This window comes from Streptomyces sp. NPDC006393, from assembly GCF_040628575.1.
Classification (GTDB): domain Bacteria; phylum Actinomycetota; class Actinomycetes; order Streptomycetales; family Streptomycetaceae; genus Streptomyces.
In genome coordinates this window covers 13,638-29,176 of record NZ_JBEXZD010000051.1, presented here as the reverse complement: position 1 = coordinate 29,176, position 15,539 = coordinate 13,638, and the positions used below count along the sequence as shown (strand labels likewise).

The window sequence follows — 15,539 nt, the reverse complement described above, 5'->3', positions numbered from 1 at the left end:
TGACTCATCCTCACATCCTCACAGGCCCTCGCTGCCTGACACGACCCCCCTGCACTCGCCCCTCGACACACAAGGACGGCAACCAGCATGACCACCCGCGCCACCCTCGACCCACGCCAGGCCCGGGCCCGGCTGCACGAGCTCACCGTCATCGACGTCCGCACTCCGGGCGAATACGCCGGCGGACACCTCCCCGGAGCCCTCAACATCCCGCTGGACCAGCTCGACCGGGCGCTGCCCGACCTCCCAACCGCCGCCCGGCGCGGCGAGATCCTCGTCGTCTGCGCCTCCGGAGCCCGCTCCGAGAACGCGTGCCGGATGCTCGCGGCGAACGGCGTCCACGCCGCCACGCTCGTCGGAGGCACCGGCGCCTGGGCGGCCCAGGGCCACGACCTCCATCGCCCCGAGGGCAGCCCGAAGGCCACCTGGGGCATGGAGCGCCAGGTCCGGCTCACCGCCGGCTCGATCGTGCTGCTCGGCCTGGTGCTGGGCGAGACGGTCCACCCCGCCTTCCGGCTCCTGTCCGCCGGCATCGCGGGCGGCCTGGTCTTCTCCGCCGTGTCCAACACCTGCGGCATGGCCGCCGTACTCGCCAGACTCCCCTTCAACCGGCCCCGTCAGGCCGACCTCGACGCGACGCTGGCACGACTGCGCAACGGCTGACATCGCGCCCGCGAAACGCCGGGCCCCGCCGGACGAACGAGCACTGACATGGCACTGCCGTGAGGTGACCCTCCCTCAGTTCTGGGCCCTCCTCCGTCTTTAGGCCAAAGAGGTCGGTGAGCCGCGTGAGCCCTCGGTGCTCTTGTGCGATGGGGAGTTCCGTTCGATGCTGGCGGTTCTTGATGCCTTGCGTTCGGAGTCGCGAATGAGTGCAGAGAGAAACAGTTCGTACCGCCCGCGCCGCCGCACGGTGCTCGCCGCGGGCGCCCTGGCGGGCTGGGCCGCCTTCAGCGCCCAGAAACGGGCGTTCGCCGCCCAGGGCGATCCGGCGGTCAAGGGAGACCCCGCCGCCCAGGGCGGTCCGTGGGACGCCGACCCGCGCACGTTCCAGATCAACCGCGAGACGGCCCGAGCCCGCCTCGTGCCGTACGCGAGCCCGGCCGACGCGCTGCGCGGACGGTTCCAGGAGTCGCCGTACCACCGTTCGCTCAACGGCAGCTGGCGCTTCAAGTGGTCGCGGAACGCCGACCGGCGGCCCACCGGGTTCCAGGCCCCGGACTTCGACGACAGCGGATGGGACCACATCCCCGTGCCCTCCAACTGGGAGATCGAGGGCTATCCGGAGCCGATCTACCTCAACATCAAGTACCCGTGGATCGGCTACGAGACGCCGGTCCCGCCCGAGGTGCCCAAGGACTTCAACCCGGTCGGCTCCTACCGCCGTACCTTCACGGTGCCCGCCGGCTGGTCGCGGCGCCGCACACTGCTGTCGTTCCAGGGCGTGAAGTCGGCCTTCTTCGTGTGGGTCAACGGCGAACAGGTGGGCTACAGCGAGGACAGCTACACACCCGCCGAGTTCGACGTCACACCGTATCTGCGCCAGGGCACCAACACCCTCGCGGTGGAGGTGCACCGCTGGTCCGACGGCAGCTGGCTGGAGGACCAGGACATGATCGACCTGTCCGGGATCTTCCGCGACGTCTACCTGTACTCGATCCCGCCGGTCCACGTACAGGACCTGTTCGTGCACACCGAACTGGACTCCGCCTACCGGGACGCCGTCCTGACGGTCGACGTCGCCGTACGGGACCGGAGCGGCGACGGCACGGCCGGGCACCGGGTCACCGCCGAACTCTTCGATCCGCGCGGCCGCCGGCGGCTGCGGCTCTCCGGTGACGCGGGCGGCGGCTCGGCGACCCTGAAGGGCGACGTCCGGGCACCGGCGCTGTGGTCCGCGGAGGACCCGAACCTGTACACGCTCGTCGTCACGCTCACCGACCCGGGCGGCAGGACGACCGACGTCCACAGCGCGCGGATCGGCTTCCGCCAAGTGGAGTACGGGCCAGGGCGGTTCACCGTCAACGGCAAGCCGGTGATGTTCCGCGGCACCAACCGCCACGAGACCGACCCCGAGCGCGGTCAGGCCGTCGACGAGGCACGGATGATCCAGGACATCCGCCTGATGAAGCAGCACAACATCAACGCCGTCCGCACCTCGCACTACCCCAACCACCCCCGCTGGCTGGAACTCTGCGACGAGTACGGGCTGTACGTCATCGACGAGACCAACCTGGAGACGCACGGCGTGCGGGCCACGGTCCCCGCGTCCCTGCCGGAGTGGACCGACGCCTGCGTGGACCGGCTGCGGTCGCTGGTCGAACGGGACAAGAACCATCCGTGCGTCGTCGTCTGGTCGCTCGGCAACGAGGCCGGACAGGGCGCGAACTTCAAGGTCATGGCCGACTGGGCGCACGCCCGCGACGCCTCGCGTCCGGTGCACTACGAGGGCATGAACGCCGTCGCCGACCTGCACAGCGAGATGTACACCAGCCCCGCGGGCGTGGAGGCCTACGGCAGGTCCGGCAACCGGACGCCGTTCATGCTCTGCGAGTACAACCACTCGATGGGCAACAGCGGCGGCAACCTCCAGGAGTACTGGGACGTCTTCGAGCGGTATCCGAACCTGCACGGCGCCTTCGTCTGGGACTGGGTCGACCAGGCCATCCGGCTGCCGGTCCCCGGCGACTCCCGGCACACGTACCTGTCCTTCGGCGGCGACTGGCACGCCGGCTATCCCACGGACGGCAACTTCTGCTGCAACGGCCTGACGGCCGCGGACCGGTCGGTCCACCCCGGGCTGATCGAGGTGAAGAAGTGCTACCAGCCGGTCGGCATCACGGCCGGCGATCTCTCCGGCGCGTCCGGCGGCACCGTCAAGGTCCGCAACAAGCACCTCTTCAGCGGTCTGGAGGCCTACGCGCTGCGCTGGTCCGTGACCCGCGACGGCGAGACGGTGCAGCACGGCACGCTCCCGGCTCCGGCGGTGGCTCCCGGCGACGAGGGTGACGTACGCATCCCGTACCGGGGGCCCTCGTCCGCCGCATCCGGTGGCGAGTACTTCCTGAACCTGTCCTTCGTGCTGCGCGAGCGGACCCGCTGGGCGGACGCGGGACACGAAGTGGCCGCCGAACAGCTGGCGTTGGACTGGCACGCCCCGCTCGCCGGCGACGCCCCGGCGATCGGCCGGCTGACGCTCGCCGAGACCGCGACCGAGGTGAGGATCAGCGGTCCGGACGTCGAGGTGGTGCTGTCCAAGACCTCCGGAACCCTCGCCTCCTACACATGGAAGGGGCGGGCGCTGCTCGCCGAGGGCCCCGTGCCCAACTTCTGGCGCGGGCCCACGGACAACGACATCGGCCGCGGCTTCCAGAAGACGGCCGCGACATGGCGGGCCGCGGGCGCCGAACGCACGGTGACCTCCGTGCGGGCCGCACAGCCCGCGGACGGCGAGGCCGTCGTCGAGGTCGCCTGCACTCTGCCCACGTCCCCGACGACCGCCACCTGGCACACGGTGTTCCGGGTGCGCGCCGACGGCGAGGTACGGGTGCGGCACACCCTGGACGCCCCGGCCGGGCTGCCGGACCTGCCCATGGTCGGCGCGCTGCTCACCGTGCCGGGCGGGCACGAACGGCTCGGCTGGTTCGGGCGGGGGCCCCACGAGAACTACCAGGACCGCAAGACGGCCGCCTTCGTGGGACGGTGGCACTCCACGGTCGACGAGCAGGTTGCGCCGTACGTACGGCCCCAGCAGACGGGCAACCAGACGGACGTCCGGTGGCTGTCGCTGACCGACCGCTCCGGTCAGGGCCTGGAAGTTGTCGCCGACCCCGCCGAGGGCGAGCCGCTCCTGGAGACCAGCGCTCTGCACCACTCGCCATCGGACCTCGACGGTCCGCGCCACCCGTATCAGCTCAGGCGGCGCGACGAGACGATCCTGCTCGTCAACCACCGGCAGATGGGAGTCGGCGGCATCAACTCCTGGGGCGCGGCACCGCTGGAGAAGTACCTTCTGCACTCCGGCCGCACCTACAGCTACGCCTACCGGTTGCGGCCCGCCTCCGGCTGACCCGCCTCCGGCTGACCCGGACGAAGGGCGGCAGGGCGGCACGACGCTGCGCCGAGGCCGCCCACCGCACTCGCCCTCATGCCCCGAGGGCGAGTGTGGCGCCCAGCACCAGCATGGTGACGGCGACCAGACCGTCCAGAACGCGCCAGGCGGTGGGCCGGGCCAGCAGGCGCCCCAGCAGCCGGGCGCCGAAGCCGAGCGCCGCGAACCAGCACAGGCTGGCGAGAGCGGCGCCGAGTCCGAAGGTCCAGCGCAGGGAGCCGCGGTCCGCGGCGAGGGACCCGAGGAGGAACACGGTGTCCAGGTAGACGTGCGGGTTGAGCCAGGTCATCGCCAGGCAGGTGAGGACCGCGCGTCGGCGGGACCCGGCGGCTTCGCCCTGCGCCCGCAGTCCGGTGCCGGGCCGCAGGACGCGGCGGGCGGCGAGGACGCCGTAGGAGATCAGGAAGACGCCGCCGATGATCCCGACGGCACGGAGCGCGCCCGGCCATGCCACGACGGCCGCCCCGACGCCGCCGACGCCGAGCGCGATGAGCACCGCGTCGGACAGCGCGCAGATGCCGACGACGGCGAGGACGGCGTCCCGGCGCACCCCCTGGCGCAGGACGAAGGCGTTCTGGGCGCCGATGGCGACGATCAGGGAGAGTCCGGTGCCGAATCCGGCGGCGGCGACGGCCAGGGCGTGGTGGTTCATGACGCCGACGCTAAGGAACCGGACGAGGAAAAGTACAGCTAAAGTTTCTTACGTATCCTTAGCAGCCATGATGACGGAACACGCGGACCTCCCCGTGGAGCAGGTCCGGACTCTGCTCGCCGTGGTCGACGAGGGCACCTTCGACGCGGCGGCCGCGGCGCTGCATGTGACGCCGTCGGCGGTCAGCCAGCGCATCAAGGCACTGGAGCAGCGCACCGGCCGCGTGCTGCTGCAACGCACCAAGCCGGTGCGGCCCACGGAGTCCGGCGCGGTGCTGGTGCGGTTCGCCCGGCAGCTCGCCCGGCTGGAGCGGGACGCGTGGGGCGAGCTGGGGCTCAGCGACGCCGGTCGGCCGACGCGGGTGTCGGTCGCCGTGAACGCGGACTCGCTGGCGACCTGGCTCCTGCCGGCGCTGACCCGGGTGAGTGGGCTCTGCTTCGAACTGCACCGGGAGGACGAGGCCCACACGGCGACCCTGCTGCGCGAAGGCCTGGTGATGGCGGCGGTGACCTCCTCGCCCGACCCGGTGCCCGGCTGCACGGTCCGGCCGCTCGGCCGGATGCGGTATCTGCCGGTGGCGGAGCCCTCTCTCGCGGCACGCCTGCTGACCGGGCCGCTCCCGGAGGTGCTGCCCCGGGCCCCCGTCGTGGTCTTCGACCGCAAGGACGACTTCCAGGACGGTTTCGTACGCCGCCTGGGCCGCACCTCCGCCGCCGCGGACCGGCACCACGTCCCCACCTCCGAGGGCTTCTGCGAGGCGGTCGCGGCCGGGCTCGGCTGGGGCATGGTCCCGGAGGTCCAGGCCGCGCCCCTGCTCGAAGCGGGCCGTCTGACCCTGCTGGCGCCCGGGGAGTGGATGGACGTCACCCTGCACTGGCAGCAGTGGAAGCTCGACTCCCCGGCACTGGCGGCACTGGCCGACGCGGTCACGGCCACCGCGGCCGAGGCTCTTCGGCAGTGAAGGACCACCGGCCGATTCCTCGACTACTGGGCCGTTCCCCCGACGATGCCGAGAAACTCGTCCGTGGTGAGGACGGCGTGGGCGTACGCCGGCGCGTTGATGTCGAACGTCGCCTTCATCTCGTCCCAGTCGAACGATCCGATGGCGTCACGGATGAGGGTGACGTGGTATCCCAGTTCCTGGCCGAAGCGGGCGGTGGTGTCCACGCACGTGTTGGCTTTCATGCCGATGAGCACGATCTTCCTGACCCCGTGCTGCTTGAGCAACATGTCGAGGTCGGTGTTCGCGAAGCCGCTCGACGCCCAGTGCTGCCGCATGACCAGCTCGCCCTCTCGCGGCACGAAGTCAGGGTGCCACTCGGCGCCCCAGCTGCCGGCGGCGAAGGTCTGCCGCTCGACGACGTGCCGCTGGGTCGGGGACAGGTGGTCCCACGTGCTGTAGTCACCCGGGGCCGTTTGATGGTGGGGCACGATGAAGACCCGGAAACCCTGATCGCGCGCCGCGGCCAGCATGAGCCGCATGTGGTCGAGCAGCCCCACGCCTTCCGCGACCTCCTTGGCACGCGGCCACAGCTTCCCGCCCTAGGACAGGAAGTCGTTGTACGGATCGATGATCAGCAGAGCCGTCTCGTCGGGTGGATAATCTCTGATCGCTGCAGTCATCTCGTACCTCGGATCCGTCTCCCGGCAGGACTTCCCAGGGGGGTGACGGTTACTGGCCAAAGCTCGAGAGAGAACCGAATTCAGGACGAACTCGAGCGACCATCGTCCCATGAGCGGTGTGCGGGTGCATCTGGTCCGGAAGTGACTCCCCGGGACGTACCAGGAGATCCTCACCTCAGGTGCGATATGGGTGTTGCGGTGTGGCGCAGGCCTTTCCTGCCGCCATGGATCGAGGGCGTGTTTGCCACGGGTCCGGCCTGCCTCGAGTCACTGAAGCACCGTGCAGGCCCTTGAGCTGGACCTGGTGGGCGAAGATCAGGTCGTGCGTGGTCAAGCCGGCTTCACCGGAAGCGGCACCGAACACGACGACCCGTCCGACGAAGGGCTTGGTGACCGCCAGACTGACGGGGAACGTGGCCTGTCCCACGGATTCCAGGACCAGGTCCACACCTCCGGTCAGGCGTCCGCCCGCGAACGAGATCGTTAGGGTGGCCCCGTGACTGACGAGACCGTGGACAGACCGAACCGCTTCCGCGCCGAGGCGGCATCCCGGGACCTGCCGTCGGAGGAGGTGGAGGAGTGGATACGCGTCGCCCTGCCTGCGGTGTACATGGCAGAGGACGGTGACGGGCCCCTCGCCGCCCGGGTGGGTGGCGACCCGACGCTGCCGCACGGCGTGCCGGAACCGTCCGATCCCTTCGTGGCCGCCGTCGACCTCACGGCCCTCCCCCGGGGCACCACCGACCTCCCGCTCCCGGCCGACGGTCACCTGCTCTTCTTCGCCGCTCCCGACGTGGGTGGCGTCCAGGGACACGTGCCGGACGCGGTGATGTACATCCCCGCCGGGACACCGACCACCCGACGCCCCCTCGAACACAGCCGGCGCAAGCCCTACCAAGTGCGGGAACTGCGCACACTCTGGCACCAGTTGAGCCCTCGGATGCCCGAGAGCTTCGCCCTGGACACATGGGGCGACTTCCCCGACGACGAACAGTTCGAACGCGCCGAAGAGCTCGCCGACGCCTGGTCCCAGGTGGGCGGCCACCGGCCTTCCTGGACCCTCCAGATCGGCGGCCACCCGGTCTCTCCTCAGAACGACCCGGTCCACTACGCCCGCGACCCCGGCCAGGACGACACCGCCGAGCAGGGCGGCACGGACGGCGGCGTGGGCACCGACGACTGGACTCTCCTGGCCACCTGGAGATGCGGCGACGACGTCACGGAACTGGACTCCGGCGTGGCCCACTGGGTGATCCGCCGCCGGGACCTGGCGGCCCTGCGCTTCGACCGAGCCCACCGCTACGTCGAAATGGCCTGACCGGCCGGCAGGGACGGGGTCCCACGATCACGCCCGGAACCCGAGCCGCGGAAGTTCGGCGCCGCCGTCGGCTGAGTGCGCGCGGCCTCAGCCCGAGCGGACCTTCGTGCTTGCCACGCCACGCCGCGCCGTGCGGCGGGCGTGGCCGCCGCGAACCCGCCCCGTTCACTAGGCTTACGGAGCGTCAGCAGGTCAGCGTGCAAGGGGGGTACGCCGAGCCACACCGCACGGGACCCCGTCATGCCGGTCACCGGCCGCGGTCAGGACCCGCGGCAGAACGCCGCTGACCTGGTACGAGGTGGAGCCCGGTGGTGGAGAAGCGGATGACGGAGCTCAGCGAAAGCCACGACGATCCGTTCGCCCAGCACCTGGCCGCTGTGGCGGTGCTCGACGACCGCGGAGCCGTGGTCGGCTGGAACCGGCGGGCCCAGGAACTGCTCGGCCATCCGGACGCCGCGGTGCTCGGGCGTCCGGCACTGGATGTCCTCGTCGATCCCCGCGATCGGCCGGCCGCACGACAGGCCGCGGCACGATGCAGGAGAACCGGCGGCTGGTTCGGGGTGCTGAAGGTGCGGCACAGCGACGGGCGGCTCGTGGAGATGGGGCTCAGGGCCCATGCGCTCACCCGCGACGACGGGACCCGCGAGTGGTTTCTGGCGGGAGCGCTCGCGATCGACGTCCTGGAGTGGCAGAGGGACCGCGCGGTGCTCGACGGGCTGTACCGCCGGTGCCCCATCGGCCTCGTCGTCCACGGCCCCGACCTGCGGCTGCTCCGGGTCAACCGGGCGATCGAACGCGTCACCGGCGTCCCGGCAGCGGACTTCCGCGGGCTGCCCACCGGCTGTTTCCTCCTGCCCGACGACGCGCGCAGGGCCGTGGACCGGGTGCGCCGGGTGCTCGAGACCGGGAGACCCATGGTCTACTCCGAGCAGCTGGTCCGCATGGAGTGGGACCCGGCACGCGAGCGCGTCGCGATGGTCTCGTCCTTCCCGATGGAGGATCCCTCCGGCCGCATCCTGGGCGTGGCCGAGATGATCGAGGACATCACCGAACGCTATCGGGCCCAGCGTCGGCTCGCGTTCCTCGACCAGGCCGGCAGCCGCATCGGAACCACCCTCGAGGCGGCGGAGACCGCCCGGGAACTCGCCGAGGCGATGGTGCCTCACCTCGCCGACCATGCCTCGGTAGACCTCCTTCAGCAGGTGACGCTCGGTGAGGAACCGGCGCAGGCACTGGCGGGGCCCGTCGTACGCGTCGGGACCAGCGGAGTCGGCGCCCGGCAACCCGGTCCGCCCCACCCCCAGGGCGAGCCGGTGGAGTTCGCACCCGACACGCCCGAAGCCAGATGCCTGGCCGAAGGCCGGCCCGTCCTGGAGCCCGTGCTCCCGCCCGGCTGGTTCTCGTCCCAAGGCCGCCAAGGGGCCCACGCTCCGGAACTCGGCGCGCACTCGCTGATCGTGGTGCCCCTGGCCGCGCGTGGCCTGGTGCTCGGCGTGATGACCCTGTGGCGTACGCGCCGCCCCGAGCCCTTCGAGGCCGACGACCTCACCCTCGCCCAGGAACTCGCCGCGCGCGCCGCCGTCGCCATCGACAACGCCCGGCGCTTCACCCAGCAGCAGCACACCGCGTTCACCCTCCAGAGCAGCCTGCTGCCCCGTACGGTCCCGGACCAGTCGGCCGTCGAGGTGGCCCTGCGGTACCTGCCGGCCAGCGCGGCCCCGGGCCTGGGCGGGGACTGGTTCGACGTCATCCCTCTGTCCGGGGCCAGGGTCGCCCTCGTCGTCGGCGACGTGGTGGGACGCGGCATCCACGCCGCCGCCACCATGGGCCGGCTGCGTACCGCCGTACACACGCTGGCCAGCCTCGACCTGGAACCGGACGAGGTCCTCTCCCGACTGGACGATCTGATCCTGCTGCTGGCGGCCGAACAGGAGGCGGCGGGCGAGCGGCCCGTGGGGGAGCAGGTCGTCGGCGCCACCTGCCTGTACGCCGTCTACGACCCCGTCTCCGGGCGTTGCTGCGCGGCCCGCGCCGGCCACCCGCCGCCGGTGGTGACGGCCCCGGACGGACAGGCGGCCCTGCTCGACCTGCCCGCCGGCCCACCACTCGGCCTGGGCGGCCTGCCGTTCGAGGCCCGGGACATCGAACTGGACGAGGGCAGCCTGCTGTGCCTCTACACCAACGGTCTCATCGGCGAACGCCACCTCGATGCCGACGCGGGCCTGGCCACCCTGCGCCGGGCGCTCGCCCGCCCCGCGGACGCACTGGAACGGACGTGCCAAGCAGTGGTCGACTCCCTCGTGCCGGCGCGCCCCAGCGACGACGTCGCCCTGCTGATCGCCCGCACCCGCATGCTGCCACCGGACGACGTCGCCTCCTGGCAGCTGCCACCGGAGCCCGCAAGCGCCGCCCGGGCCCGCGAGCTGACCTCCGCCCAGCTGGCCGAATGGGGCCTGGAACACCTGGCGTTCACCACCGAGCTGATCGCCAGCGAACTCGTCACCAACGTCTACCGGTACGCCGGCGGCCCGGCGACCCTGCGGCTCATCCGTGAACGGTCTCTGGTGTGCGAGGTCAGCGACACCAGCCACACCTCACCCCACCTGCGCCGGGCCCGCACCACCGACGAGGGCGGGCGCGGCCTGTTCCTGGTGGCCCAGCTGGCCGAACGCTGGGGCACCCGCTACAGCCGCGACGGCAAGACGGTGTGGACCGAACAACCCCTGGGCGGCGCGTTCACCTGACCGCCCCCGGCGGGACCGCTACTCCTGCCCGGGGACCGCCATCTCCCCGAGCAGGGACCAGTCGTCCTGCTCGACGGTCATGTTGACGATGCGCGGCGTCTCGGCCAGATGCGGCGGCAGCGACTGCTGCGCCGCCTTGAAGTGTGCGGACTGCACATGAGCGGCCCCGGCCTCGTCGTCACGGAACGCCTCGACCAGCACGTATTCCGTCGGGTCCTCGATGCTGCGGGACCAGTCGAACCACAGGCAGCCCGGCTCGGCGCGGGTCGCCCGGGTGAAGTCGGCGGTGATCTCGGGCCACCGGTCGGCGTGTTCGGGACGGACTCGGAACTTGGCGGTGATGAAGATCATGGGCAGCATCGTACGACCTCGTACTGTCGTCGCCGCTCCTGTCGTCGCCGCTCCTGCCGTCGCCGCTCCTGTCGTCGCCGCTCCTGCCGTCGCCGCTCCTGCCGTCGCCGCTCCTGCCGTCGCCGCTCCTGCCGTTGCCGCCGTTGCGCGGGCCGCGCACCCGTGGGACGGCCCCTGCAGGCCGGCCCACGCCGTCCGGGCGTCAGCGGGGCGCCATGCGGAGAGCGCCGTCCAGTCGGACGGTTTCGCCGTTGAGCATGGGGTTGGTGAGGACGTGCTCCACCAGAGCGGCGTATTCGTGCGGGGCGCCGAGGCGGGCCGGGTGCGGGACCTGTGCGCCGAGAGCCGCCCGGGCCGCGTCCGGCAGTCCCGCGAGCATGGGCGTCTCGAACAGGCCCGGCGCGATGCTCACCACCCGAATCAGGCTCTCGGCGAGGTCCCGCGCCAACGGAAGCGTCATTCCGCTGATGCCTGCCTTGGACGCGGCGTAGGCGGCCTGTCCGATCTGTCCGTCGAACGCGGCCACCGAGGCCGTCGTGATCACAACGCCGCGCTCGCCCCCGATCGGCTGCTGCGCGGCGATGCGCCTGGCGGCGAGCTGGACCACGTTGAAGGTTCCGGTCAGGTTGACCTCGACCACACCGCGGAAGGCGGCGAGACCGGAGACCGGGTCCCCCGCCGGCAGACGGATGCCCCGAAGGACCCCGGCGCAGGTGACGACGGCGCGCAGCGGCCCCAGTCCCTCGGCGGTGTCCAGGGCGCTCGCCACCTGCTCCGCGCTGGTGACGTCGGCCGCGACGAAACGGGCCCGGTCTCCCAGCTCTTCGGCGGCCTGCGCCCCGTCCGAGGCCGGCAGATCGACGAGTACGGCCGTGGCTCCGGCCTCGACGAGCCGGCGCGCGGTCGCCAGACCCAGGCCCGACCCGCCTCCGGTGATCAGTACGACGTTTCCCTCGATGTGCAACGTGCTGCTCCTCAAGCTGTCAGGAGGGTCCGTGTGTAGGGGTGGGACGGATGGGTGGTGAGCCGGTCGGCGGTGCCCTCCTCGACGACGGTTCCCGCGCGCAGCACGGCCGCGCGGTGTGCGACGTGGCGGATGACGTCGAGATCGTGGGAGACGAACAAGTACGCGACGCCGAGGGTCTGCTGGAGTTCGACGAGCAGGTTGAGGACGTGGGCCTGCACGGACAGGTCCAGGGCGCTGGTCGGCTCGTCGCAGACGATCAGGTCGGGTTCGAGGACGAGGGCGCGGGCGACGGCGATGCGCTGGCGCTGTCCCCCGGAGAAGGCGGCAGGGTAGCGCTCGGCGGCGTCCGCGGTCAGACCGACCAGGTTCAAGGTGTCGCTCACACGTACCGCGGCCTGGCCGCGGGTGTGCCGCCGCATGATGTGCAGGGGTTCGCTCAGGGTCTGGCCGATGCTGCGCGAGGGGTTGAGCGAACCGTACGGGTCCTGGAACACCACCTGGATGTGCCGGGCGAGCCGGCGGCGCCGCGCGGGCGGCGCGTGCGTGATGTCCTCGTCCTGGACTGCGCCGTGGAAGACGATGCGCCCGGCGGTGGGCCGCACCAGGCCCAGGATCGCGTTGCCGATCGTCGACTTGCCGGAGCCCGACTCGCCCAGCAGGCCCAGGGTCTCACCGCGGGAGAGGCGCAGGGTGACACCGTCGACGGCGGGGCGCAGCGGGCCCCGGCTCCGGCCGCGCCGTCCGTAGGAGACACTCAGCCCCTGCACCTCGAGCAGGGGCTCGGTCGCGACGGTCGGCGGCCGCGCGGCCACGGCGGTCTCAGGAGCGCACGGCTGCCCCTCGGCCGCGGTGGCGTCAGGAACGTACGGCGGTCGCTCGGTCACGGTCGTCTCCTTTGCCGAGTTCGGTGTGCCGCAGGCAGCGGGTGCCGCGGTCGGGCGCGGGTTCCAGCAGGGGCACGGCCGCCGCGGCGCAGGCCGGCGTCGCGAGCGCGCAGCGGGCGGCGAAGTGGCAGCCCCGGGGCCACTCGTGGGGAGCCGGAACCGTGCCGGGGATCGCCCGCAGCGGCTCTCGGGGAGCGGCGCGGCCGGGCGCCGAGGCGAGCAGTCCGGCCGTGTAGGGGTGCCGAGGGCGCGCGAGCAGATCGGCCGTCGGACCCGACTCGACGACCTGGCCGGCGTACATCACGTACGTCCGCCGGCACATCCGTGCGACGACCTTCCAGTCGTGACTGATGAGCAGGACCGCCAGGCCGCGCTCGCGCTGCACCTGCCGGAGCAGGTCGAGGACTTCGGCGCGTACGCCGGCGTCCAGTGCGGTGGTGGGCTCGTCGGCGATCAGGAGGTCCGGCTCCCCGGCGAGGGCCAGGGCGATGGCGGCGCGCTGCGCCATCCCGCCGGAGAGCTCGTGGACATGGCGGGTGGCAACCTGTTCTGGCTCGGCGACGCGTACGGCGCGCAGCAGTTCGACGGCCCGGGCACGGGCGGCCCGGCGTGTGCCGCCGTGGTGGCGGCGTACCAGCTCCGCGATCTGTTCGCCGACCGGGATCACGGGGTCGAGGGAGGTGAGGGGAGTCTGCGAGACCAGAGCGATGCGCCTGCCGCGCAGCGCGCGGACGGTCCGCGGGTCCGCGCCCACGAGCTCGGTGCCGTCGAAGACGACGCTGCCCTCGGTGACCTCGCCCCGGCCGGGCAGGAGTCCCAGGATCGCCCGGCCGGTGACGGACTTGCCGCAGCCCGACTCGCCGACCAGGCCCACGGTCTCCCCGCGGCCGATGTCGAGGTGCACGCCTTCGACGACGGTGGTCATGCCGTGCGGACCGGGGAGCGCGACGGTGGCGCCGTGGATCGACAGCAGGGCGGGGGAGGAGTCCCTGCGCGAGGCGGCCACCGGTGGGTGCGATGTGCCCTTGTGGGGCCGGGTCATCCGGGACCGCGACGGGCGTGTGCGGGGCGCGGGTGGCGTGGCCGTGGTGGACCGGCCCGCGCCGGCGTCCCGGACGGCGTCGCCGAGCACCCCGCACGCCAGGATCGCCAGACCGAGTACGACACCGGGTGGCGCGAGCAGCCAGGGCTGCCGGTCGGTGACGGCAGCCGCGTCGGCGATCATGTTGCCCCAGGTGGGCGTGGGCGGGTCGGCGCCGAACCCCAGATAGCTCAGACCCGCGTCGATCATCAGGGCCCCGCCGGCGAACAGCGAGACCTGGACGACGACCAGCCCCGCCACCCGCGGCAGCACATGGCGCACGAGGATGTGACGCCGGCTCAGGCCGCTCACCCGGGCCGCCGCGACGTACAACTCCTGCCGTACGGCGAGGGTGGCACCCCGCACCACCCGGGCGACGCCGGGGGAGACCAGCACCCCGAGCACCGCCATCGCCAGGACCTGGTGGTCGCCGACGACGGCCAGGACGACGAGCAGGGTGACCAGGACGGGGATCGCGAGCATGACGTCCACCGCCCAGGAGAAGACCCGGTCGAACCAGCCGCCGAGGAAACCGGCCGTGACCCCGCAGCCGGCGCCGACGACGAGCACGGTCGCCGCGGCAACGGAGGCGTCGGTCAGGCTGGGCCGGCCGCCGTACATGAGGCGGCTGAGCACGTCCCGGCCCAGGTTGTCGGTGCCCAGCGGATGCGCCCCGCTCGGACCGGTGAGGACGTGGTCCAGGTCGGTGGCGGTCGGGCCGTGCGGCGCGAGCCACGGAGCGGCGAGGGACGCCAGGACCAGCAGCGCGAGGTACGCCAGGCACACGAGGGCGGCCGGGCGCCGCAGCACGGTGCGCATCATCGGCGCGGGTCGGCGGCGTCGTACGGCGGAGGGCGGTTCGGTCATGGCACACGCACCTTGGGGTTGAGCCGGGCGTAGGCGAGGTCGACGGCGAGGTTCACGGCGACGACCACCAGCGTGAACACCACGACCACGCCCTGGATCACGGGGATGTCGTGCTGGGTCGTGGCCTGCGCGGCGAGACCGCCGAGGCCCGGCATGGCGAAGACGGCCTCCCCGAAGACGGTGCCGCTGAGCAGGCCGACGGAGGTGAGACCGACCAGCGTCACCACGGGTATGGCCGCGTTGCGCAGTGCGTGCCGCAGGACGACGGAGGCCGGCGAGGCCCCGTTGGCGCGCAGCGTGGTGACGAAGTCCTGGGAGAGGGCCTCCAGCATCGCGTCGCGTGTCTGTTTGGCGAACACCGCGATCCCGGGCAGCGCCAGGGTGGCCACGGGCAGCACGAGACTGCGCGCCCACCCGCCGGGGGCGTCGGAGAACGCCACGTACCCGGTCGCGGGGAACACCGGAACGGCCACGGCGAGCAGGGCGACCAGGACCAGCGCCAGCCAGAACCCCGGCAACGCGTACCCGATCAGCGACACCAGGTCCACGGCACGGCCGATGCGCCCGCCGCGCACCGCGCTCAGCACACCCAGCGCCACCCCGAGCACGGCCGTGACGGTGGTCGTGCACACGATCAGTGAGAGCGTCACCGGCAGACGGCCCGCGATCTCCGCGCCGACGTCGAGTCCGCTGATCGGCGAGGACCCCAGGTCGCCGCGCAGCGCGTGGCCCAGCCAGTGGGCGTACTGGACCAGCAGCGGTTCGTCCAGGTGCAGTCGGTGGGCCAGGAGCCGGTGGGCCTCGGGGCTGTAGTGATCGCCCAGGATCGTGCGGGCGGTGTCTCCGGGAGCCGCCGCCTGGAGCAGGAACGTCAGCAGTGAGACGAGGAGGACGAGCACGGCCGAGACCAGCAGCCGGCGTGCGATCAACCGCGGCATGGC

Annotated in this window: 13 protein-coding genes; 5 read left to right on the top strand and 8 right to left on the bottom strand. The window is 72.3% G+C overall.

Translation table 11 applies throughout. The annotated features are described in order from the left end of the window. Nucleotides 1-87: 87 nt before the first annotated feature. Together ABZ484_RS21565 and ABZ484_RS21560 are read left to right on the top strand one after the other, a co-directional pair. Complete coding sequence (locus tag ABZ484_RS21565) at nt 88-663, top strand: rhodanese-like domain-containing protein (RefSeq protein WP_358867513.1); 576 nt, start codon at nt 88-90, stop codon at nt 661-663. 205 nt (nt 664-868) lie between these two features. Continuing rightward, the gene (locus ABZ484_RS21560; RefSeq protein ID WP_358867512.1) at nt 869-4,069 is read left to right on the top strand and encodes a glycoside hydrolase family 2 TIM barrel-domain containing protein; all 3,201 of its coding nucleotides are present in this window, start codon (nt 869-871) and stop codon (nt 4,067-4,069) included. 76 nt (nt 4,070-4,145) lie between these two features. Here ABZ484_RS21560 and ABZ484_RS21555 read toward each other — a convergent pair whose 3' ends face one another. Further along, the gene (locus ABZ484_RS21555; RefSeq protein ID WP_358867511.1) at nt 4,146-4,763 is read right to left on the bottom strand and encodes a LysE/ArgO family amino acid transporter; all 618 of its coding nucleotides are present in this window, start codon (nt 4,761-4,763) and stop codon (nt 4,146-4,148) included. A 67-nt stretch (nt 4,764-4,830) separates the two neighbouring features. Between ABZ484_RS21555 and ABZ484_RS21550 the strand changes: the two genes are divergently transcribed. Then, nucleotides 4,831-5,724, top strand: a complete 894-nt coding sequence (locus tag ABZ484_RS21550; RefSeq protein ID WP_358867510.1) for a LysR family transcriptional regulator ArgP — start codon at nt 4,831-4,833, stop codon at nt 5,722-5,724. A 23-nt stretch (nt 5,725-5,747) separates the two neighbouring features. On the opposite strand, the gene ABZ484_RS21545 is transcribed toward ABZ484_RS21550, so the two are convergent. After that, nucleotides 5,748-6,296, bottom strand: coding sequence for an isochorismatase family cysteine hydrolase (locus ABZ484_RS21545; RefSeq protein WP_358867533.1), 549 nt, complete (start codon nt 6,294-6,296; stop codon nt 5,748-5,750). 265 nt (nt 6,297-6,561) lie between these two features. After that, a complete protein-coding gene (locus ABZ484_RS21540; protein WP_358867532.1) occupies nt 6,562-6,813 on the bottom strand; it encodes a hypothetical protein in 252 nt (83 codons plus the stop codon). 69 nt (nt 6,814-6,882) lie between these two features. Between ABZ484_RS21540 and ABZ484_RS21535 the strand changes: the two genes are divergently transcribed. Both ABZ484_RS21535 and ABZ484_RS21530 read left to right on the top strand, forming a co-directional pair. Then, nucleotides 6,883-7,704 (top strand): DUF1963 domain-containing protein, encoded by an 822-nt coding sequence (locus ABZ484_RS21535; RefSeq protein WP_358867509.1) that lies wholly within the window; start codon nt 6,883-6,885, stop codon nt 7,702-7,704. 323 nt (nt 7,705-8,027) lie between these two features. Further along, entirely contained in the window at nt 8,028-10,448 is a 2,421-nt protein-coding gene (locus ABZ484_RS21530) for a SpoIIE family protein phosphatase (protein ID WP_358867508.1), read from the top strand. 18 nt (nt 10,449-10,466) lie between these two features. On the opposite strand, the gene ABZ484_RS21525 is transcribed toward ABZ484_RS21530, so the two are convergent. The 5 genes from ABZ484_RS21525 to ABZ484_RS21505 all read right to left on the bottom strand — a co-directional run bounded on the left by ABZ484_RS21525 (nt 10,467) and on the right by ABZ484_RS21505 (nt 15,536). After that, nucleotides 10,467-10,799, bottom strand: a complete 333-nt coding sequence (locus ABZ484_RS21525) for a putative quinol monooxygenase (protein ID WP_358867507.1) — start codon at nt 10,797-10,799, stop codon at nt 10,467-10,469. A gap of 202 nt (nt 10,800-11,001) precedes the next feature. Next, nucleotides 11,002-11,763 carry an SDR family NAD(P)-dependent oxidoreductase gene (locus ABZ484_RS21520; RefSeq protein WP_358867506.1) on the bottom strand — a complete coding sequence of 254 codons (762 nt, stop codon included), beginning with the start codon at nt 11,761-11,763 and terminating at the stop codon, nt 11,002-11,004. A gap of 11 nt (nt 11,764-11,774) precedes the next feature. Next, nucleotides 11,775-12,650, bottom strand: coding sequence for an ATP-binding cassette domain-containing protein (locus ABZ484_RS21515; RefSeq protein ID WP_358867505.1), 876 nt, complete (start codon nt 12,648-12,650; stop codon nt 11,775-11,777). Next, complete coding sequence (locus ABZ484_RS21510) at nt 12,622-14,598, bottom strand: dipeptide/oligopeptide/nickel ABC transporter permease/ATP-binding protein (RefSeq protein WP_358867504.1); 1,977 nt, start codon at nt 14,596-14,598, stop codon at nt 12,622-12,624. The genes ABZ484_RS21515 and ABZ484_RS21510 overlap by 29 nt, the downstream gene beginning before the upstream one ends. After that, nucleotides 14,595-15,536 (bottom strand): ABC transporter permease, encoded by a 942-nt coding sequence (locus ABZ484_RS21505; protein WP_358867503.1) that lies wholly within the window; start codon nt 15,534-15,536, stop codon nt 14,595-14,597. The genes ABZ484_RS21510 and ABZ484_RS21505 overlap by 4 nt, the downstream gene beginning before the upstream one ends. Nucleotides 15,537-15,539 lie beyond the last annotated feature (3 nt).

Bases quoted from the DNA above. Each gene is read 5' to 3' on its own strand.
- ABZ484_RS21565 (WP_358867513.1), top strand. From the start codon at position 88: ATGACCACCCGCGCCACCCTCGACCCACGCCAGGCCCGGGCCCGGCTG.
- ABZ484_RS21560 (WP_358867512.1), top strand. From the start codon at position 869: ATGAGTGCAGAGAGAAACAGTTCGTACCGCCCGCGCCGCCGCACGGTG.
- ABZ484_RS21555 (WP_358867511.1), bottom strand. From the start codon at position 4,763: ATGAACCACCACGCCCTGGCCGTCGCCGCCGCCGGATTCGGCACCGGA.
- ABZ484_RS21550 (WP_358867510.1), top strand. From the start codon at position 4,831: ATGATGACGGAACACGCGGACCTCCCCGTGGAGCAGGTCCGGACTCTG.
- ABZ484_RS21530 (WP_358867508.1), top strand. From the start codon at position 8,028: ATGACGGAGCTCAGCGAAAGCCACGACGATCCGTTCGCCCAGCACCTG.
- ABZ484_RS21525 (WP_358867507.1), bottom strand. From the start codon at position 10,799: ATGATCTTCATCACCGCCAAGTTCCGAGTCCGTCCCGAACACGCCGAC.
- ABZ484_RS21510 (WP_358867504.1), bottom strand. From the start codon at position 14,598: ATGACCGAACCGCCCTCCGCCGTACGACGCCGCCGACCCGCGCCGATG.
- ABZ484_RS21505 (WP_358867503.1), bottom strand. From the start codon at position 15,536: ATGCCGCGGTTGATCGCACGCCGGCTGCTGGTCTCGGCCGTGCTCGTC.